General features: G+C 46.3%; 16 protein-coding genes and 1 pseudogene. 14 read left to right on the top strand and 3 right to left on the bottom strand.

Features of this window, described 5'->3' with window-relative positions; all coding sequences use genetic code 11:
- Nucleotides 1-270: 270 nt before the first annotated feature.
- Complete coding sequence (locus H9X86_RS09380) at nucleotides 271-522, bottom strand: hypothetical protein (RefSeq protein ID WP_204901272.1); 252 nt, start codon at nucleotides 520-522, stop codon at nucleotides 271-273.
- A 101-nt stretch (nucleotides 523-623) separates the two neighbouring features.
- Between H9X86_RS09380 and H9X86_RS09375 the strand changes: the two genes are divergently transcribed.
- The 3 genes from H9X86_RS09375 to H9X86_RS09365 all read left to right on the top strand — a co-directional run bounded on the left by H9X86_RS09375 (nucleotide 624) and on the right by H9X86_RS09365 (nucleotide 5,625).
- Nucleotides 624-845: a helix-turn-helix domain-containing protein gene (locus tag H9X86_RS09375; RefSeq protein WP_204901271.1), complete on the top strand. Its 222-nt coding sequence runs from the start codon at nucleotides 624-626 to the stop codon at nucleotides 843-845.
- Nucleotides 846-1,366: 521 nt separating this feature from the next.
- The gene (locus tag H9X86_RS09370; protein WP_204901270.1) at nucleotides 1,367-2,668 is read left to right on the top strand and encodes an RNA-binding domain-containing protein; all 1,302 of its coding nucleotides are present in this window, start codon (nucleotides 1,367-1,369) and stop codon (nucleotides 2,666-2,668) included.
- Between the two features lie 26 nt (nucleotides 2,669-2,694).
- Nucleotides 2,695-5,625: a TOTE conflict system archaeo-eukaryotic primase domain-containing protein gene (locus tag H9X86_RS09365; RefSeq protein ID WP_204901269.1), complete on the top strand. Its 2,931-nt coding sequence runs from the start codon at nucleotides 2,695-2,697 to the stop codon at nucleotides 5,623-5,625.
- A 954-nt stretch (nucleotides 5,626-6,579) separates the two neighbouring features.
- Here H9X86_RS09365 and H9X86_RS09360 read toward each other — a convergent pair.
- Complete coding sequence (locus H9X86_RS09360; protein WP_204901268.1) at nucleotides 6,580-6,771, bottom strand: hypothetical protein; 192 nt, start codon at nucleotides 6,769-6,771, stop codon at nucleotides 6,580-6,582.
- 589 nt (nucleotides 6,772-7,360) lie between these two features.
- Between H9X86_RS09360 and H9X86_RS09355 the strand changes: the two genes are divergently transcribed.
- The 11 genes and pseudogenes from H9X86_RS09355 (at nucleotide 7,361) to H9X86_RS09305 (ending at nucleotide 18,574) form a co-directional block, all read left to right on the top strand.
- On the top strand, nucleotides 7,361-8,974 hold the full coding sequence (locus H9X86_RS09355) for a DNA cytosine methyltransferase (RefSeq protein WP_204901267.1): 1,614 nt from the start codon (nucleotides 7,361-7,363) through the stop codon (nucleotides 8,972-8,974).
- Complete coding sequence (locus H9X86_RS09350) at nucleotides 8,974-10,269, top strand: hypothetical protein (RefSeq protein ID WP_204901266.1); 1,296 nt, start codon at nucleotides 8,974-8,976, stop codon at nucleotides 10,267-10,269. Before H9X86_RS09355 ends, H9X86_RS09350 begins: the two co-directional genes overlap by 1 nt.
- A gap of 5 nt (nucleotides 10,270-10,274) precedes the next feature.
- Nucleotides 10,275-12,254, top strand: coding sequence for a DEAD/DEAH box helicase (locus H9X86_RS09345; RefSeq protein WP_346011459.1), 1,980 nt, complete (start codon nucleotides 10,275-10,277; stop codon nucleotides 12,252-12,254).
- Nucleotides 12,229-13,173 (top strand): protein NO VEIN domain-containing protein, encoded by a 945-nt coding sequence (locus H9X86_RS09340; RefSeq protein ID WP_204901264.1) that lies wholly within the window; start codon nucleotides 12,229-12,231, stop codon nucleotides 13,171-13,173. The genes H9X86_RS09345 and H9X86_RS09340 overlap by 26 nt, the downstream gene beginning before the upstream one ends.
- A 99-nt stretch (nucleotides 13,174-13,272) precedes the next feature.
- Nucleotides 13,273-13,461, top strand: a pseudogene (locus H9X86_RS12535) (very short patch repair endonuclease); the annotation flags it as partial.
- A gap of 137 nt (nucleotides 13,462-13,598) precedes the next feature.
- Nucleotides 13,599-13,934 carry a nucleoside triphosphate pyrophosphohydrolase gene (locus H9X86_RS09330; protein WP_346011458.1) on the top strand — a complete coding sequence of 112 codons (336 nt, stop codon included), beginning with the start codon at nucleotides 13,599-13,601 and terminating at the stop codon, nucleotides 13,932-13,934.
- Nucleotides 13,935-14,282: a hypothetical protein gene (locus H9X86_RS09325; protein ID WP_204870618.1), complete on the top strand. Its 348-nt coding sequence runs from the start codon at nucleotides 13,935-13,937 to the stop codon at nucleotides 14,280-14,282.
- A 7-nt stretch (nucleotides 14,283-14,289) separates the two neighbouring features.
- A complete protein-coding gene (locus tag H9X86_RS09320) occupies nucleotides 14,290-16,560 on the top strand; it encodes a DEAD/DEAH box helicase (protein ID WP_204901263.1) in 2,271 nt (756 codons plus the stop codon).
- A 35-nt stretch (nucleotides 16,561-16,595) separates the two neighbouring features.
- Nucleotides 16,596-17,606 (top strand): hypothetical protein, encoded by a 1,011-nt coding sequence (locus H9X86_RS09315; RefSeq protein WP_204901262.1) that lies wholly within the window; start codon nucleotides 16,596-16,598, stop codon nucleotides 17,604-17,606.
- A 57-nt stretch (nucleotides 17,607-17,663) separates the two neighbouring features.
- Nucleotides 17,664-18,197: a GDSL-type esterase/lipase family protein gene (locus H9X86_RS09310; RefSeq protein ID WP_204901261.1), complete on the top strand. Its 534-nt coding sequence runs from the start codon at nucleotides 17,664-17,666 to the stop codon at nucleotides 18,195-18,197.
- Nucleotides 18,194-18,574 carry a rhodanese-like domain-containing protein gene (locus H9X86_RS09305; protein ID WP_168125491.1) on the top strand — a complete coding sequence of 127 codons (381 nt, stop codon included), beginning with the start codon at nucleotides 18,194-18,196 and terminating at the stop codon, nucleotides 18,572-18,574. Before H9X86_RS09310 ends, H9X86_RS09305 begins: the two co-directional genes overlap by 4 nt.
- Before the next feature lie 64 nt (nucleotides 18,575-18,638).
- On the opposite strand, the gene H9X86_RS09300 is transcribed toward H9X86_RS09305, so the two are convergent.
- The coding region (locus tag H9X86_RS09300; RefSeq protein WP_204901260.1) for a DUF3221 domain-containing protein at nucleotides 18,639-18,928 on the bottom strand (290 nt) is incomplete at its 5' end.

Genomic DNA, 18,928 nt, shown 5'->3' with positions numbered 1-18,928 from the left:
GAGGCTTATAAAAACCGCTGTCAAGCAGTGCCACAAATTCCTTCAGATCAGCCTGAGGGTATTTGTAGCCAAGTTTTTTCAGGTCGATGATGCTTTTGTCGGAGAGCATCTTGGCAAACAATCCGGCATCCATTGTGTTCACCTCTGATATGACATAGTATCAATTAGTATCAGTATAACAAAGGATCTCCACAGTTGCAAGCGTTTATACAAGCATTGTGCCGCTGGATCATCTGTTGAGATTCAGCGGGCGGTTACTCGTCCGTGGGGTTATCCGAAATCATGGCGGATGCCGCCGTTGGAACCCAGTGCCTCAAAGGCACAGACGATCTCCTCGATTTGCTGAAAGCATTCGCTGTCTGCCGATGTGTCATTTTCCAGAATGGCCTTGATTTTGCTCAGGGCCTTATAGCATTCCAACTCCACAATCTTTGTTACGTCTGTATTGATGAGTTCCGGGAAGGAGACCTGAATTTTTTCGTTTGCCAACACATGACAAAGGATTTCCTGATACAGCTCCATGCAACCACCGCCTTAGTACTTATAAGTTCTACAATCAACATTCTAATGAAAATCTGCGGTATCGTCAATAGTATCAATCAGTACTAAGGGCGGTGAGCGGTATGTTATTTCAACGACTGAGAGATTTGCGGGAGGACAGGGATCTGCGGCAGGAGGATGTGGCAGAAATTTTAGGGATCACCCAGACGGTGTATTCCCGCTACGAGCGTGGATTTCAGACCATTCCGGTGATCCATCTTCTGAAATTGGCGGACTACTACAAGGTGTCTAGCGATTATATTCTGGGACGAACCAACAACAGCAAGCCGTATGATGCAAAATAGAGTATTTCAATCAAAAGGCTCTACAAAAAGAAGAAAAACCGCCTGAATAGGCGGTTTTTCTGACCAAAATGGTCCGAGTGGAGAGACTCGAACTCCCGACATCCTGCTCCCAAAGAGATTCTCGGCATTTTTTATAGGTGTTTATAGTGCCTTGTAGTCCTTTCCACTCCAAAGAAATTACTTTTTAATGCTCTTGTTTCCGCTGTTTCCGTGTACTCCGGCGCTGTCTGTGGTCTTACATGTGGTCAGAGAGCCCTTCTTGACCAGGCGCAGTAAACTGCTGTTGCTTGGTTAGAAGGGCTCTCTTTCATGTTCAGGTTTGGGGTATTGTACCTTCGATGAGACCAAGAAGCAAGGTGTTTTTTCAAGCCAGGCGTATCAATTTTTAACACGCCTAATCAAAGAAATATTCTCGCGCCAAGGCGTTGACAGGCCGGAATTAGTTTCCTGTCAGATGAATAGAATTTGACAAGAATGACAAGAATGATTATAATGACAACTAAGAAAAGGAGGCGCTGTGTATGGCATTTGTTGAAAGCGAAGTTGTTGAACTGAAAGCAGAGGTCGTGGGAGATATCTGCAAAGAAGTCATTGCCTTTGCCAATACAAGAGGCGGTACGCTATATATTGGCGTCAGCAACGATGGAAATGTCGTGGGAGTCAAAAACGCTGACCAAGTCATTTTACAGCTGAACAATATGATTCGGGATTCTATCAAGCCTGATGTGACAATGTTTGTGGGCTATGAAACCCAACATGTCAGTGACAAGGATATCATCGCCGTGACCATTCAAAAAGGGACCGACCGGCCCTATTATCTGGGCAGCAAGGGGTTGAAACCCAGTGGGGTCTATGTCAGGAACGGCACATCGTCTGATCCGGCCACAGATACTGCAATTCGAAGAATGATTAAGGAAACCGATGGCGACAGTTTCGAATCCATGCGTTCGCTGGAACAGAACCTCAGCTTTGAAGCGGCAGAAAAGCAATTTGAGAAGCAGAATATCCCATTTGATACTGCAAAAATGCAAACCCTTGGGATGATCTCTGATGGTATCTACTCCAATGTGGCGCTGCTCCTGTCCGACCAGTGTCCCAGCACCATCAAGGCGGCGACCTTCTCGGGGGAAGATAAGGGAAGCTTTCAGGACAGAAGAGAATTTGACGGTTCGCTGTTTCAGCAGATGGAGGAGCTATACAGCTATCTGGATATGCGTAACCAGACAAAGGCAACTTTTGATGGGCTATACCGAATCGACACACGGGATTATCCGGAAGATGCACTGCGGGAAGCGCTGTTGAACTCACTGGTCCACAGAGACTATTCCTTCCGTGCAAGCACCCTTGTCTGTGTGTATGCTGACAGAATCGAATTTGTTTCTGTGGGTGGACTGCCCTCCGGCATTGAACTGGACGACATTATGCTGGGACTTTCGGTTTGCCGAAACCCCAAGCTGGCAGCCATATTTTATCGTCTGCAGCTGATTGAGGCATACGGCACCGGTATGCCTAAAATCATGAACGCCTACACGGAGACGGAATTGAAGCCCAAAATCGAGGTATCGAGCAACGCATTCAAAATCACGCTGCCAAACAGGAACACCGGCGCAAATCATACAGAGACATTGGTTGGCACGGTCAAAGGCGACGAGAAACGGATTCTGGATTTCATTGGTTCCCATGGCCATATCGTGCGCAGTGATGTGGATCAGCTGCTGGAGGTAAGCCAGGCCACAGCCAACCGGATTCTGAAGCGCATGGTCGCCGAGGGCCTGATTTATCAGGATGGAAACGGCAGGAAAACAAAGTATAGACGGAAGTAACTGCTGGTGCGGAGGGGGTGCTGTGTATGAATCGAAAAGCGATCATCAATGGCCGGGAATATACGCTTCTTGAAATCGTCCCGTCTCTGGATGGGGGGCAGGCGCTGCTTCTCTGTGAAGATGAAAACGGCAAAAGGGCGGTATGCTCCGAGCCGCTGTGGCGCAGCTGTGCTCTAACGGATGTACAGTCTGCTCCGGTTCACGCACACAGCTCCTCACAGGAGAAAATCGAGTATTTCCTCTCTGTTTTCAAAGGGCGGGAAGATGTATATGCACGCCGGTATCACAGCACCACCACCGGGAAAACCGGTTACACCCCAGTCTGTAAAAATGAATGGGTGCACAGCCTGTGCGATAAAAAGAAATACAAGTGCGCAGAGTGCCCCAACCGTGAGTTTCGGCCGCTCACGGCCGATGTGGTCAAAGCACATTTGATTGGCCGTGATTCTTTGTGCAGAGATGTGGCGGCAATCTATCCGATGCTGGAGGACAACAAGACCTGGCTGTTGGCTGCGGATTTTGATGAAGAAAACTGGAAGCTTGATGTGACGGCATTTTGTAAATCCTGCAAAGAAACGGGACTTGTACCGGCAGTGGAACGCTCCCGCTCCGGAAATGGCGCTCATGTCTGGTTTTTCTTTTCGGAACCTGTTTCCGCCGCCGATGCCAGGCGCTTGGGGACCGGTTTGCTGACCCGAACCATGTCGTGCAGACACGAGCTATCCTTTTCATCCTATGACCGGTTGTTCCCGTCTCAGGATCTTGTGCCGAAGGGCGGTTTTGGGAATTTGATTGCCCTGCCATTTCAAGGACAGGCGCAGAAAGACGGAAATTCACTGTTTGTGGATGATCGCTTTGAGCCTTATCCCGATCAGTGGGCGTTTCTATCCTCCCTGCCAAAAATCACACCGGAACAGTTAGAAGAAGCCTTAAGGAAACTATGTCATCATGGCGACGTGGGAGAATTGGCAGATGCCGAGGAGAAGCAAGTGCCCTGGAAACGCAAGCGAACCCAGACAAAACTGACACGTAGAGATTTTCCGTTGCAGGTAAGCCTGTATATTTCCAATCTGATCTACATTGAGAAAAAAGACTTCTCTCAAGCGGCATTGAATACGCTCAAACGGCTTGCGGCGTTTCCAAATCCGGAATTTCGCTCCAAGCAAGCCATGCGCATTTCCGTATATGGCATTCCCCGTGTGCTGGATTGCGGATATGAGGATGAGAATTACATTGGCATTCCCCGTGGCTGTATAGAGGCGCTTCTGGGGTTATTCGATCAATATGAAGTCCCTGCCATCCTGGAGGATCACAGATCACTGGGACATTCCATTGATGTGGAATTCAACGGAATGCTACGTCCAGAGCAGGAACCCGCTGCCCAGGCGCTGCTTGCCGCAGACATGGGTGTTCTGTCCGCAACTACTGCATTTGGGAAAACTGTGATCGGTGCATATCTGATTGCACAGCGTAAAGTCAATACCCTGGTATTGGTACAGTCCAGCGCATTGCTGGAACAGTGGAAATCCTCGCTGGAACAATTTCTGAATATTCATGAGGTTCTGCCGGAACTTCCTAAAAAGCGTGGCAGGAAGAAAAAGCGGCATCTCATTGGCCAAATCGGCAGTGGAAAGAATACCCGCAGCGGGATTGTCGATATTGCCACCATGCAGTCCCTGCTTAAGGGAGAAGAAAAGACGGTAAAGTCTTTTGTGGCAGAGTACGGAATGGTCATTGTAGATGAGTGTCATCATGTGGCCGCATTCACCTTTGAAACCGTGCTGAAAGCCGTGGAAGCCAAATATGTTTACGGTTTGTCTGCCACACCTGTCCGCAAGGACGGCCATCATCCCATCATCTTTATGCAGTGCGGTCCTGTCCGGTATTTGGTGGACGCAAAAAGCCAGGCGGAGAAGCGAAGCTTCTCTCATATCGTAATCCCCAGATTTACTCGCATGAGGTTGCCGGATGCCAACAGGATTCAGGATATGTACGCCGGTGTGATTGAAAATCACAACCGGAACGTACTGTTGGTGTCAGACACTTTGAAGCTGGTTCAGGAGGGGCGCACACCGATTCTTCTGACGGAGCGGAAGGAACACGCTGTATTGCTTGCCAATCAGCTGTCGGATCAGGTGAAACACGTTTTCTTGCTCATTGGCAGTGACAAGCAAAAGGATAAGCGTGAAAAGCTGACCGCATTGCAGAATATGCCTGACGATGAGGATGTGGTGGTCGTTGCCACCGGAAAGTACATTGGAGAGGGCTTTGACGCCCCACGGCTGGACACCTTGCTTCTGGCGATGCCCATATCGTGGAAGGGCACATTGGCACAGTATGCCGGTCGTCTCCATAGAAATTATGAAGGAAAGCAGGAAGTTCGCATCTACGATTATGTGGATATCAATGTTCCTACATTGGAGCGGATGTATCATAAACGCCTGAAGGGTTATGCGGAACTGGGATATCAGGTCAAATTCGGTGCAGCGGATCAGTCTATCAGTGTGATTTATGATGGCCACTCATCTATGCTTCCCTTTGAGCAGGACTTGGACGATGCTGTCCGCAGCGTGGTTATTGTTAGTCCCTATCTGCAAAAAGGCAGAATCGTGAAACTTCTTCCCCCTTTGCAGAAGGCGGTCGCTTCCGGTGTCGAAATTGCGATCCATACCAGAACGGCAGATGGCAGAGAACTCTTAAATCAAGAAAGTGTGTGTGAGGCGATTAAGATATTGGAGCAGATAGGCATAGTGGTCCATACGCACAAAGAACTAAATCAGCGGTATGCCGTTGTGGATGAAAGTGTTGTGTGGTATGGCGGCGTGGATTTTCTTGCTTTTGGCAGAAAAGATACGGATGTACTTCGGTTCAAAAACCCGGATATTGCAGGTGAGTTCCTGTCTCTGTCCGGTCATGCAGAAAGCGAACAGCTTGTCATGGAAGATGTGTCTATGTAGAGGCAGCCAGTGGCGAGCCAGTGTGTACGCTTGCAGTCGAGAGATGAGATTGGGGCCGGTGCTTTGAAAACGATCTGCCCAACACATAACCAAGACATCGAAAATTCGTGCAGCAGGCGTATCAATTTTTAACACGCTATAGACAAAGAATAGGCACTATAAAATCTTCGATGTAAAGTGCATGATTGCGGCACAGAACAGAAAATAAGTTTAAATATCAATAAGGGAGAAAAATTCGACTGCGAATTTTTGACCACAACTTTTATGCTCCAAAAACAACGGATTATGCAAAAATAGTGCCAGTTTCTAATTGATTATGTTCAGAATAATCGAATTTTATGGAATCGCATGTGGTCAAAACGGATGCCGTCTATAAAAGACTGTGATTTTTATGAGGCTATTGGGGGCTTTTTCTGCGCTTTAGCTGGATATTAGCAATCTTTTTGTAATTTGTTCGTTTCTGCTGCATGAAAGTCCCAAACGGTTAAACTAAATTTTTTCTGGTACTTTCTAATGGTTTTAACCCTTTCCGCTACATTCCGCTCACTCTTTGACGCTCTTAATTCCACTGTTTCCGAGTGCTCCGGCGCTGTCTGTGGTCAAACATGTGGTCAAAGAGCCCTTCTTGACCAGGTGCGGCATCCGCTGCCGCCGCCTGTTCAGAAGGGCTCTTTTTCATGTTTGGGTTTAAGGTATTGTACCTCTGGCGAAGCCGGAAGGCAAGCCATTTCTGCCCCTCAGGCGTATCAGTTTTTAGCATGCCTAATCAAAGAATACGCCCCGTCGAAAATACCCGGGTTACTCCTCGTCTGTCTCCAGTTCGATCTCATCATGGGGAAAGGGATTGCAGCCCAGAAGATCCAGCAGATTCTGTCGGAGTTCTCTTTCACCCAACTGAGAGCAGGACAGGAGAATGTCTTCCAGTTCACCCAGGGGGAAAATGCGTGGAGTTTCCTACTCGTCATCGGAGGTGTCCGTCACTGTGATGGTGAACTGAACAGAGGGTGTAGCTGCTTGCATCAGCTTGGCCTTTTCCGAGGGGTGAAGAGACGAGATTCCTCCAAAGTCCCCACACCAGCCGCACTCCCAGCGATTGCCCCGAATCATCACAGGACTTCCGCAGTGCGGGCATCGAATTGTCACCATAGACTCTGCCTCCCTTCCTACTGCCATTGTAACAAGGAACAGCGTTTCTGACAAGTCTTATCGGCTCAGCATCCAGGCAATGCCGGCAGTGGTGCGCTCCACGCTAATGATGGAAAGCCAGCGGCCTGAGCAGCTTCAAATACTTTCTGCCCTTCACCAGAGAAGGTATTTAGATAGATAACAGGTGCTTCTGGTTTGGTACTCAGAAAAATAGATGCGGTTTTGCCACCTATTATGAAGGTTCGCATACAGGTTCGCATGCTTTCTATATGGGTAATTACTATGTACGGCAAAGAAACTGTGAGCGCACCAAGTGTGAAAACGACACAGAGTTTTATTGAAAACAAATCAAAATCGTGCGAACGCAGGGCTTTCTTGCACATCCCTGTTGAATGTGCTATTATTATATACAACGCTGTCAAGTGTTGGAATAGGACTTTGGCAGTCTGGTTGTGACAAACCGAGTGCTCTGCCAAGTGGCAGAGCATTTTTTACAGATGTAAGCGACTATTAGTCCTGTTTATAGTATAAATAATATGGTTGAATATCATATAGCAAACAATCACCTAAGAAATGAGGAAACGACATTATGCGGGTAGCTGATTTTTTTTGCGGCGGTGGAGGTTTTTCTGAAGGGTTCCGCCAAGCGGGATTTGATATTGTTTTTGCCGTTGACAGATGGACTCCAGCTGTAAAAACTTATTTAGGAAACAAACCCGATGTAAAAGTCGTACAAGATGATGTTATTCGTATATCTCAGCTACCTGATGATGAGTTTGAGGCATTAGTACCTGATTCGGAAGTAATAATTGGTTCCCCACCTTGTCAGTCTTTTTCACACTCCAATAAATCTGGTAATGCAGATAAGTCGATTGGTATTCAGTTAATCGAAGCATATCTCAAAATCATTGCTCGCAAAAAATTTAAGCAAGGTTCCGTTCTTCGTTATTGGGTGCTTGAAAATGTACCTGCAGTTCGTGACTATATAAAGAAAGAGTATTCGGCATCCGATCTCGGATTGGATGGAGATTTTGTATTAAGAACTCAAGATGGTGCTTCCGGTAAGTACAATGCGAAATATTTCGGAGCACCCACTAACAGAGAAAGGTATCTATGCGGTGAATTTCCAAAGCCTATTGCAACAAATGATGATAATAATTTGGTCACTTTACAAATGGTCCTCGATTCGTTAGGAGATCCATTGTGTGAAAACAATGCACTGGTAACAGATATTAATTATCCTACCCTTTTCATAGAACGTCAACAAATTACTGACCATCATTACATATATGAATTGGCCGATTTTGAGTATAAAACGGCGAAACGCCTAAAACAGGATAAAGGATATATGGGGAAAATGGCATTTCCAGAAAATACATCAAAGCCCTCAAGAACTGTAATGGCAACAATGTCTGCCAGTTCTCGGGAAGCGATGATTCTTGGATATAAAGAGGATAGATATAGACTCCCAACAGTTAGGGAAGCTGCTTCAATGATGAGTTTCCCCATTGACTATTGGTTTTATGGTGATTCTAAAGCGACTAAGCACACACTCGTTGGTAATGCGGTTCCTCCTAAAATGTCATATGCCATTGCAAAGGCTATCGTGGAAGAGAATCATGGTATATTGCCGACCGCTTACCCACGAATCCAACATAGCGAGGAAATCAAATTTGTAAATCTCAATGGGACACGCTTTCCAATAAAAGAAGAAAAGCCTCGTCGTGCAACTGCAAAGTTCAAATACCATATTCCCTATTTGATAATCAATGCATATCGTGTGGAACTTACGAATTATCATTCGGATTTTGATAATCATAACTTCAAATGGGATGTGGAAATCCATTATAGTCAAGGTAAAAACAAAGCAAAAATGTATTGTCCCATTCTGCCTATCTATTGTATCCCAGAGGAATATCGGTCAAATATGCAAAGATTCTTGGAGGAAAAGCACAAAATAATCCCTGATGCTGACATGTTCCAGGCAGCATATTGTATGACGAGCAAAGAAAGAAATAAGACACCATGGGCTGGACCCTATGAGATATTAGAATCAACCAAAGAGTTTATCGAAAAGCTCCTTCCCGAAGATTCACAGAGGAAACTGATTACGATCGATCAAGAACCGCATAGTTTGCCCTTAGCAATTGCAATTGGATACTATCTACTCTCAGATCTTTTTTACAAATGGAGGGTTGTGTAATGGATGCCGCTACAAGAAAAGCCAAGTTGGAAGAACTAAAGAGTAATCAACTAAACCAAGCAATGACCGGTATCCCCCTGCGCTATAAAGGAACTACACGAACAGAAATCGTATGGCGTATCCCTTTGGATTATCTCGTATACAATAAGTATAACGGCAGAATTGGATCTGATGTGCTATCCTATGAAAAGCAAAATGGAGAATTAAATGCTGAAAAGGAAGACGACTGCAAAATCATAGAAAAGTTTCTATACGAATCCAAAGTTGATCGTAACAAGATCACAATGGATAGCTTATTGAAAAACGGTCAACAAAGGTATGGCATCGTTACATCAGATGGTACGATCGTTGATGGAAACCGTCGTGCAATGCTCTTGAATAGGCTTTTCCATAAGCGAGACGAATTGAACTACACCTATGCACAGGTTGAGCACTGTAAGTACTTTCTTGCAATCATTCTGCCTGATGATGCTGAAGAAAAGGATATACAACAGCTCGAGACGATTTATCAAATGGGTGAGGATGATAAGCTTGACTACAATCCCATTGAGAAGTATCTCAAGTGTAAAGAACTGAAACGGCTTGGATTCTCTGAAGAAGATATTGCCGGATTCATGAGTGAGAAACCAAGTCAGATTAAAGAATGGTTGAAGATTCTCACATTAATGGAGGAATATCTCCAGGAATATGGGTATGATGGAATCTATACCCGCCTTGAAAAGACCGAGGGGCCATTTGTCGACTTACAAAATTATCTTGAATCCTATGCCAAACGAGGTGCAAATGTGCGAAATATGGACTGGACATATTCTGATTCTGATATCTCGGACTTAAAACTCGTTTGTTTTGACTACATAAGAGCTCGGTATGAGGGAAAAGAGTTTCGAGATATTGCAAAGACCGGCAAAGATGGAAGTATATTTTTCTTCAAAGAATTGTGGGATGATTTTTTGAAGAAACATCAAGAAAATACTCCCATTGATGATGAAACAGTTGATGAATTGAGACAACGTTGTCCCGGCGAAGATTTGAGCCTTTTACTTAGGCAGCGTGATAATGCTTGGGTAGAGCAAGCAAAAGGGCAGCTGAAAGGCAATCTCAACAGATTTTCCAGACGTCTTGAAGATAAGCGGGATGCTAATAAGCCAGCAGATCTTCTTGAGCGAGCACTTAGTGCGCTCAGATCGGTCGACTATGAACAAAGCAGCTTCAGTGAAGATCCGCATATCGAAGAGATGATTCGAGAAATCAGTAAAATCACTTGGGAGATGAAAAAGATTCTGGAGCGGAGATGAGTATCGTGGCAAATATCTCTATAGATTTTGATTCAACAAATAATGAAATACATCTACTTGGGGATATTGCGGCTTTACAGAAGAATCGCTTTGCTTGGAGGTATGTTCGGGATTACTTACATCCCCGCATAATGGGAAATCAAGTTATCATTCCAATCGAAGATGATGAGCCGTTTTCTGTGATGTCGAATATCAGCGCTATGTTGCGCAAGTATGGCTTTGTTGAGGTGCAAAGTGAAAGTTCCGAAAAGATAATTCGGGATTATTACTTGGAAGAACAAAAATTTGCCGAGTTTTCTCAAAAAGCGCTCCACATTCGAAACAATGAGTGTGATGCGGCGGAATTTGAAGAATTTACTGGGGCTGTAGCTAAAAATCTCACTGCAAGATCACTTTACCCTCTACAGTTGCTTTCGGCTTATCATATGGCTTTTTCCCAAAACGCGTGTAATTTCTCTGTACCAGGAGCTGGTAAGACAAGCATCGTTTATGGAGCATATGCGTATTTGCATAATCTTCCTGAGGAAAATATCAAGCATATCGATCGATTGCTGATTGTTGGACCCTTGAGTTCCTTTGGCCCGTGGGAACAGGAATATGAAGAGTGTTTTGGGCGGCCACCTGTATCTAAGCGACTTGTTGGAGGTATCGATAAAGTAGATAAGCAAGATTATCTGATATCTAAATATCCTGCAGAGCTGACTTTGATTTCTTATGCTTCTCTGATTTCATTGCAAGAGGAATTGGGTTTTTTCCTTCGAACGAATAAAGTAATGGTAGTACTTGATGAAGCTCATAAAGCAAAAAACTCATCAGGAGGGGTTATTGCGCAAGCTGTGCTTGAAATGTCCAAATACAGTAAATCCCGAATCGTTCTTACAGGTACACCTGCACCAAACGGATATGAAGATATTTATAATCTCTTTAGATTCATTTGGCCAAACAAGAATGTTTTGGGATTTGAAATTAACCAACTTCGAGATATAACAGTGACTGGCGATCAAGCGAGAGTTGCACGTTTGATTGATAATATCTCCCCATATTTTATCCGTATACGAAAAAGTGATTTAAATATTCCACCAGCAACTACGCATCCTCCGGTCTATGTATCTATGGGACCACTGCAGCAAAGAATCTATGATTTTATTGAGAAGAAGTATATGGATGAGTTTATTGCAGATGAATCTTCAAATATGTCGTCGCGTTTTAAATCTGCATTAGCTCAAGCACGCATGATTCGATTGATGCAAGCCGCCTCTGATCCAGCGATGCTAAGGACTCCTCTTCGGAATTTTTTTGATGATGAGGATATTCAAATCGATGAGTATCAGAGGATAGATGATTCTGATGTGCTCAAGACGATTCTCGATTACGAAGCGAACGAGATACCTGCCAAATATATTGCTGTGAAACAATTGGTCGACGAGATATTACTCGCCGGTGGTAGGGTAGTTATTTGGGCTACTTTTATTCATACGATCCACGGCTTGAAATCTTATCTTGAAAGTCAAGGAATTTCCTGCCAAGAATTATATGGTGAAACACCGGTCGAGCAAGATGGTATCGATGAAGAGTTTGTTTTGACACGAGAAAAAATCGTACGACTTTTTCAGGAACCTGACTGTCCATTCAAGGTCATCATTGCAAACCCATTTGCGGTCGCAGAATCTATTTCATTACATAAATCTTGTCATAATGCCATTTATGTAGAAAGATCTTTTAATGCGGCACACTTCGTACAGTCTAAAGATCGGATTCATCGATATGGTTTAAAGGCCGGTACGATTACGAATTATTACTATGTTTTGTCTCGTGATACCATTGATGAAACAATCGATACGAGATTGACTGACAAAGAGCAACGGATGACAGAAATCATGGAGAGTATGCCGATACCATTATTTAACAACATCTACGACGATTTGGGCGATGACGACATAAAGGCGTTGATAAAAGATTATGTTAGACGCACTAAAAAATCTTAAGCACCTGGGGGGAAAAGAAGGCCTTCTCTTTTTCTTCTGTGATGTTGTAGGAACCAGGCAAGTCCCTATTTCAGATGCTGAAATAATTTGCTCCCATCTCTATGGGAAACAAAATCTTTCCGTCGAAGAAGTGGTCAAATATTGTTCTGCATTAGGGTGGATACAAGTGGCCGAAGGGAGAATATCTATTTCACCGGATATTATCCCTTTTCTCAAAGACAAAGAAAAATTAAACGACGCTCTTATAAAATCTACTATAAAACGATTGTTTGATGAAAACATTATGAGCTCAAGCATCTTTTCCTACGATTCACTTCAACACCAGTATATTTTCAAAAATGAACTTTTCCCCCTTTCTTTATCGGGAATCAGAAATGTGTTGATTAGCCAAGGCCTTTTAATTCCACAAAGAGAGACATGGGGAACGTACTTTTATTTAGCTCCGGCATATGATTCGTTCATAGGAAAATACTGCAAAGCAAAACGAAAGCAACTTTCATTAGAAGAATTAAAAAGGCAACTTGAGAAAAATGAACTTATCGGTGAGAAAGCCGAGCAATTTGTCTTAGAGTTTGAAAAAAACAGGCTTGGTGCCCCTCTGGCTGGCAAGGTTAGGCGTATTTCAGAAGTCGACGTTACAGCAGGGTATGATATTATCTCTTACAACTCTGTAAAGTCTAAAGAAACGGATCGGTTTATAGAGGTAAAAGCCATATCGAGTTCCGGATTCTATTGGTCAAAGAATGAATATGAGACTGCTAAATTAAAAGGCGAAACTTATTATTTGTACTTGGTGGATTTGCATAAAATCAACCAGCCAGACTATATGCCTGAAATCGTACAGAATCCAGTAGTGGCGATTATGGAATCAGAAGCATGGCTTGTAGAGGCTCAGTCTTATTCTATAAGGCGTATTTGATGTAGAAAGTGGAGTTCATTATGAAGCATCAAAAGCTTATAACGACCCCTGAAACTTCAGCACGCATGGAAAAGGTACACTTAAAAGGAAGCAAAGCAGAAATTACATTGGCAAAAAAATCTTTGGAAACACGGGCTTCGATATCGTAAAAACTATAAAAAGCTTCCGGAATCTCCAGACATTGCAATACTAAAGCACCATATTGCTGTGTTTGTCGATTGGGAGTTTTGGCATGGGAAAGACTGGGCATCTCGAAAAACATGTTTAAAAACCAACCGTTTGTATTGAATCGAGAAAATCGAGGAAAACATGGTGAGAGATAGAAGAAATGACTTTTTACTTATTGAGATGGAATGGTTACCTGTCCATTTTGGGGAAAAGGATGTCAATAAAGTGTTAGAGATAATCAATACCAGAAAAGAGATGTGAATCAAAAGTTGAAATCTACCAGCTATCATAAACTTGTCCGCGATTTTATCCCTAATATCATTGAAGCAGACGGAAAAATCTGTGTCTGCGAAACACTTACTGATGCGGACTACATACACCTTCTGGATCAGAAGCTGAACGAGGAGCTGGCCGAGTACCAGGAGAGCAAATCCTTGGAAGAATTGGCTGACCTCTTAGAAGTTATGCAGGCTGTTGTAAAAGCCCGTGGCTGGACATTGGAAGAGTTAGAACAAGTACGGGCAGACAAAGCGGCAAAGCGGGGCGGATTTGAGAAAAAGATCCTTTTGAAGGAAGTAAGGGAGGAATGCTGAATGGATATTGCGAGAGCAAAAGAACTTCTGACCGCTTTAGCTGATGGTATTGATCCCTTTACCGGCGAACTTTTCCCACGAGACCATATTTGCAATCATCCTGATATCATTCGTGCGTTGCACCAGATACTTGGTTCGACACAGGGAATCAAAAAAAGCCCCAGTGCGCCCAATGCAGGAAAACCTTGGCCTCAGGCAGAACAAGACAAACTGGTGGATGAATTCCATTCAGGAATGAAACTATCAGCAATCGCCAAAGAGCACGGAAGAAGTCGAGGATCCATCGAAGCAAAATTGGCGCATTTAGGTTTGATTGAAGATTCTTATTTTACCAGGAAACCGAGGTGACCGCTCCATGCCAACCTACCGCTCCACCTCCGGCAGCAGTGCCGAGGATCTGTTCATCGAATTGTTCTCCGACACTTTTGGCGCAGAGAAAGCCGGCTATCTCTATTCCCAGTACCCCTTTTCCGATATCTACCAGAACAGCCGGTTTGCCGACTTCCTGATCGAAAACGGCGGGCGGAAGGTGGCTATCGAGATCGACGACGAGGCTTCCCACAACCCCAAGCTGATCTCCCAGAACAAGTTCTACGATGACCTGCTCAAACAAAACAGCATGATCTACCTGGGGTGGGATGTGTACCGCTGGGCGGTGCGGCAGATGCAGCAGCAGCCGGAGACTGTCAAGGACGAACTGCGGGTATTCCTGGGTCAACACCCCAGTTTCAAGGAAATTGAGGACTACCTTCCCACCCAGCGGGGCAAGTCCCTGGACGGCTCCCAGTTGGAGTTGAAGGAACACCAGAAGCAGGCCCTGGCGGCTTTGGAGGGGATGCGTTGCAACTTCGAGACCATCGCTCTGCTCTACCACGCCACCGGCACCGGAAAAACGGTGACCGCCGTCATGGATGCCAAACGGTTCGGCAAACGGACACTGTTCCTTGCCCACACGGTGGAACTGGTGGATCAGGCCACCAAGACCTTCCGGGAACTGTGGCCCCGGGTTACCGTGGGCCGCTATGTGGAGAGCATGAAGCAGGGCAACGCCTTTGTGGTCTGCGGCAGCATCCAGAGCGTGGCACTGAATCTGGAGCGGTTCAAACCGGATGACTTCGGATACATCATCGTGGACGAGGCCCACCACGCCTCCGCCGATACATACCAGAAGGTCCTGGCCTACTTCACGCCGGAATTCACCCTGGGCTTGACCGCCACACCGGAGCGGGCCGACGACAAGAATATCCTGGATATCTTCAAGAACACCGCCCACAAGTTGGATATCCAGACCGCCGTAGAGATTGGCGAACTGGTGCCGGTGCGGTGTATCCGCATTCACACCAATATTGACCTGACCAAGGTACGATTCAATAGCGTTCAGTACAACATCCGGGATCTGGAGAGCAAAATCTATGTGCCGGAGCGGAATCAGCTGATCGTGGATACCTGGCTCCGGTATGTGAAGGACAAGCGGACAGTCATCTTTTGTGCTTCTGTCAAGCACGCCCAGGAGATTGCTGGGCGACTCCATGACGCTGGTGTGGCCGCTGAGGCGGTGTCCGTCGAGATCAAGGCCAGCGACCGCCGGGAGGTGCTGGCTCGGTTTGAGAAGGGCGAAACCAAGGTGCTGTGCGCCTGTGACCTGCTCAACGAGGGCTGGGACTGCCCAGCCACGGAAGTCCTGTTTATGGCCCGCCCCACCATGTCCAAGGTGCTCTATACCCAGCAGCTGGGCCGTGGTATGCGACTGTCACCGGGTAAGGAGAGCCTGATGGTGTTTGACTTCGTGGACAACGCCAGCCAGTACAACATGCCCTACTCCATGCACCGGCTGTTCCGTCTAAAAGAATATAAGCCCGGTGCCCTGGTGCTGGGCACCAAGGGGCAGAAAGCCGCCGAGCAGGGCCTTTATGACAAGGGCGAGCGCCCGGATGCCCTCATCGACTGGCCGGTGGACGCCCTGGACTACGAGCTGGTGGACATCTTCAACTGGCAGGAGGAAGCCGTCGGCATGATTTCCCAGATGGAGTTTGTCCGCCGTGTGGATGTGCAGACAGAGACCATCGAGCGGTATGTCCGGGACGGCCTGCTGGTACCTGATCTGGTGGTGCCCATGAGCGAGCACCGGACCTTCAAATATTTCAAAGAAGAGACGCTCCAGAAGTATGCCGAGCAGTACGGTTGGACACTCATCGACGACTCCAACCGTAAGGATCTGTTTCTGGATATGGTGCGGCAGATGGACATGAGCTACTCCTACAAGCCGGTGCTTCTCAAGGCGGTGCTGTTGTTCGCTGACGACAAAGGCCGGGTAAAACTCAGCGACATTGTCACCTATTTCCGGGAGTTCTACGAGGCCCGCAGAGCGGCTGGTCTGGTGGTGGAGAAGGCCAACAGCATCTACGCCAAGGGTAGCTATACCGACGCCCAGGCCCAGCGGAACATCCTGTCCAACCCCTTCAAGCGATTCGAGGATATGCAGATACTCCACCACACCAAGACCCTGGGTGTGATTCAGGTGGACGAGTCCGTCTGGAAAAAGCTGACCCGAGAGGAAAAGCAGGAAATTGAACAGATTTGCGATGAAAAGCTGGAGCGGTACTACAGTCGTTTGGCAGAAAAATAAGGCTCTACAGTAGGTTGTAACAGGGAGAGGAGTATATGAAAATTCATTATTTCCAGCGGTATCACACAAAAGAAAATGTAGCAACCGCCAATACGATGCTGCTGTTGTCGCGGTTATATCAATATTCCACAGATAAATTTTTCCGCTTCTTAAATAGCCTGGTTTTTCCCGAAAACTTCGAACCGGAGATCGTGTTTCGGCTCCAAGAAAAAAGTAGTAACAGCGTTCCGGATGCCACAATCACCCAGGAAAGCTTTAAGATTGTGGTAGAGACGAAATTGTCGGATTGGTTTTATACAAATCAATTGGAGCGGCACCTGTCATCGTTTGAAAATGAGAAGCAGAAAGTTCTGCTAACGTTAGCTCCAGAGTATATGGACATAGAAAAGCAGAAAACTTTCGAGAGCAAACTTGCCGTTTATAATGAATCGCTTGGAAATCCGATTCGCCACATTAATACAACTTTTGAAGAGTTGGTGAATCGGATCCAGGAAGTCATCGACGACCGGGATTATGAGATGCAGGAGGTGCTGGAAGACTACCTGAATTATTGCTACCACGATCACTTGATCCCGGTATCGGACGGCTGGAAATTCATGAGAGTGCAGTTGGCAGGAACAACATTTGATTTCAATGTTCGAGAAAATCTCTACTACGATAACATTGAACGTGGGTTTCGCGCCCATCGGTATCTTGGGTTATATAAAAATAAAAGCGTTCGAGCGGTGGGAGAAGTAATAGCGATCATCACAGGAAGGCGGGATCAAAACGGCATATTAACGTATCAGGTCGAGCTGGGAGAATTGACCGAAGAGCGCAAGAAAGCTATTGAACGTGCAATTTTAGATGGCAAAAAATATGGATATGACTTAGACTCCACTCGATTTTTCTTTGTGCAACAGTTCTATGAAACTGATTTTAGAAAAAGCACGCCTCGCGCACCAATGGGCACACGTGTTTTTGATTTGACTACGGTACTTGGGTCAACAGAAATACCAGATATAGAACAGTTGGCCCAGATTCTTTCTCAGAAAACTTGGGAGTAATAACAAAACACGCTTTTATCGCATTATGAAGGCTGAAGGGAGAATATGGAATACTAAATGAACATCATCTGTTTCGGCGACTCCAACACCTACGGCTACGACCCCAGAGGCTATTTCGACGGGCGCTATGATCCGGACTGCCGGTGGGTGGACATTCTGGCTGCGGAAACTGACTGGACCATCTGCAACATGGGACAGAACGGGCGGGAGATTCCTTCCGCCGCTCCTGCTTTCCCGGACGGCACTGACCTGCTGATTGTCATGCTGGGGACCAATGACCTGCTCCAGGGGAAAAGCCCAGAGCAGGCCGCCAAGAAGCTGGAGAGGTTTCTATCTGGCATCCGTCTGAAGAAAAGCAAGATACTCCTCATTGCACCACCGCCAATGACCTTGGGTGAGTGGGTGCCCAGCCAGCAACTTATTGAGGGTTCCCATACCTTTGCCCGGCTCTGTCAAGCCCTGGCAGAGCAGCTTGGCATCCGCTTTGCCGATGCCGGAAGGTGGAACATCTCCCTGGCCTACGACGGCGTACACTTCACGGAGCAGGGCCACAAAGCCTTTGCCGCCGGACTTTTGGAGGAACTCAAATGAAACGAATCATCCCTTTTCTGTTGTCCATTCTGCTGCTGACCGGATGCAGTGGAGGTACCTCTGATGGCTCCTATGAGCAGATCACCCAGGAAGCTGCCAAAGAAATGATGGACACCCAGGAAGTGATTGTCCTGGACGTGCGGGAACAGAGTGAGTACGACAGCGGCCACATCCCTGGAGCTGTCCTGCTGCCGGTGGGAAGCATAGATGAGGAAACTGCCGCCGCCGTGATTCCTGAAAAGGATTCTACGGTGCTGGTCTACTGCCGCAGTGGAAACCGTAGCAAGACCGCATCCTCCACGCTGGCCGGATTGGGATACACTAATATCTATGAGTTTGGCGGCATCAACACCTGGCCCTATGAGATAGAGCCGTGACAGTTCCGCCAAAGGGGAGAAGTTCTGTTAAAAATGATAGGGGTGAGCGGCGTAAAATGTCCGCTCACCCCTTGTTTTGTTGTGTCCGGTCTGCCGGTTCCGTCAAGGTAATGGCATACACGGTGTTGATCTGCATCGGGTAACTCTCTGCGATGTTGCCATCAAAGTAGACGCTCACCACATCGCCCACAGAAATTGGACTGTACAGGCCGTCTTTGTTTTCTACGTCCAGAGATACGGAGCAATCAGCTCCGGTTGGGTAACCCTCCGTTTCAATGTAGATGAGAATATAAGTGTCGTGAACCTCCTGGACGACACCGGTGATGCTGGGCTCATTGGCAATGATGTAATTCA

The sequence above is a fragment of the Pseudoflavonifractor capillosus genome (assembly GCF_016902575.1).
In the GTDB taxonomy this organism is placed as follows: domain Bacteria; phylum Bacillota; class Clostridia; order Oscillospirales; family Oscillospiraceae; genus Enterenecus; species Enterenecus capillosus_A.
The sequence above is the reverse complement of the archived record's forward strand: the minus strand, read 5'-3'. Positions and strand labels throughout refer to the sequence as shown.

What these genes read in the sequence shown, in the direction of transcription:
- H9X86_RS09380 (WP_204901272.1), bottom strand. Translation starts at nt 522, where the DNA reads ATGGAGCTGTATCAGGAAATCCTTTGTCATGTGTTGGCAAACGAAAAA.
- H9X86_RS09375 (WP_204901271.1), top strand. Translation starts at nt 624, where the DNA reads ATGTTATTTCAACGACTGAGAGATTTGCGGGAGGACAGGGATCTGCGG.
- H9X86_RS09370 (WP_204901270.1), top strand. Translation starts at nt 1,367, where the DNA reads ATGGCATTTGTTGAAAGCGAAGTTGTTGAACTGAAAGCAGAGGTCGTG.
- H9X86_RS09365 (WP_204901269.1), top strand. Translation starts at nt 2,695, where the DNA reads ATGAATCGAAAAGCGATCATCAATGGCCGGGAATATACGCTTCTTGAA.
- H9X86_RS09360 (WP_204901268.1), bottom strand. Translation starts at nt 6,771, where the DNA reads ATGGTGACAATTCGATGCCCGCACTGCGGAAGTCCTGTGATGATTCGG.
- H9X86_RS09355 (WP_204901267.1), top strand. Translation starts at nt 7,361, where the DNA reads ATGCGGGTAGCTGATTTTTTTTGCGGCGGTGGAGGTTTTTCTGAAGGG.
- H9X86_RS09350 (WP_204901266.1), top strand. Translation starts at nt 8,974, where the DNA reads ATGGATGCCGCTACAAGAAAAGCCAAGTTGGAAGAACTAAAGAGTAAT.
- H9X86_RS09340 (WP_204901264.1), top strand. Translation starts at nt 12,229, where the DNA reads ATGTTAGACGCACTAAAAAATCTTAAGCACCTGGGGGGAAAAGAAGGC.
- H9X86_RS09325 (WP_204870618.1), top strand. Translation starts at nt 13,935, where the DNA reads ATGGATATTGCGAGAGCAAAAGAACTTCTGACCGCTTTAGCTGATGGT.
- H9X86_RS09320 (WP_204901263.1), top strand. Translation starts at nt 14,290, where the DNA reads ATGCCAACCTACCGCTCCACCTCCGGCAGCAGTGCCGAGGATCTGTTC.
- H9X86_RS09315 (WP_204901262.1), top strand. Translation starts at nt 16,596, where the DNA reads ATGAAAATTCATTATTTCCAGCGGTATCACACAAAAGAAAATGTAGCA.
- H9X86_RS09310 (WP_204901261.1), top strand. Translation starts at nt 17,664, where the DNA reads ATGAACATCATCTGTTTCGGCGACTCCAACACCTACGGCTACGACCCC.
- H9X86_RS09305 (WP_168125491.1), top strand. Translation starts at nt 18,194, where the DNA reads ATGAAACGAATCATCCCTTTTCTGTTGTCCATTCTGCTGCTGACCGGA.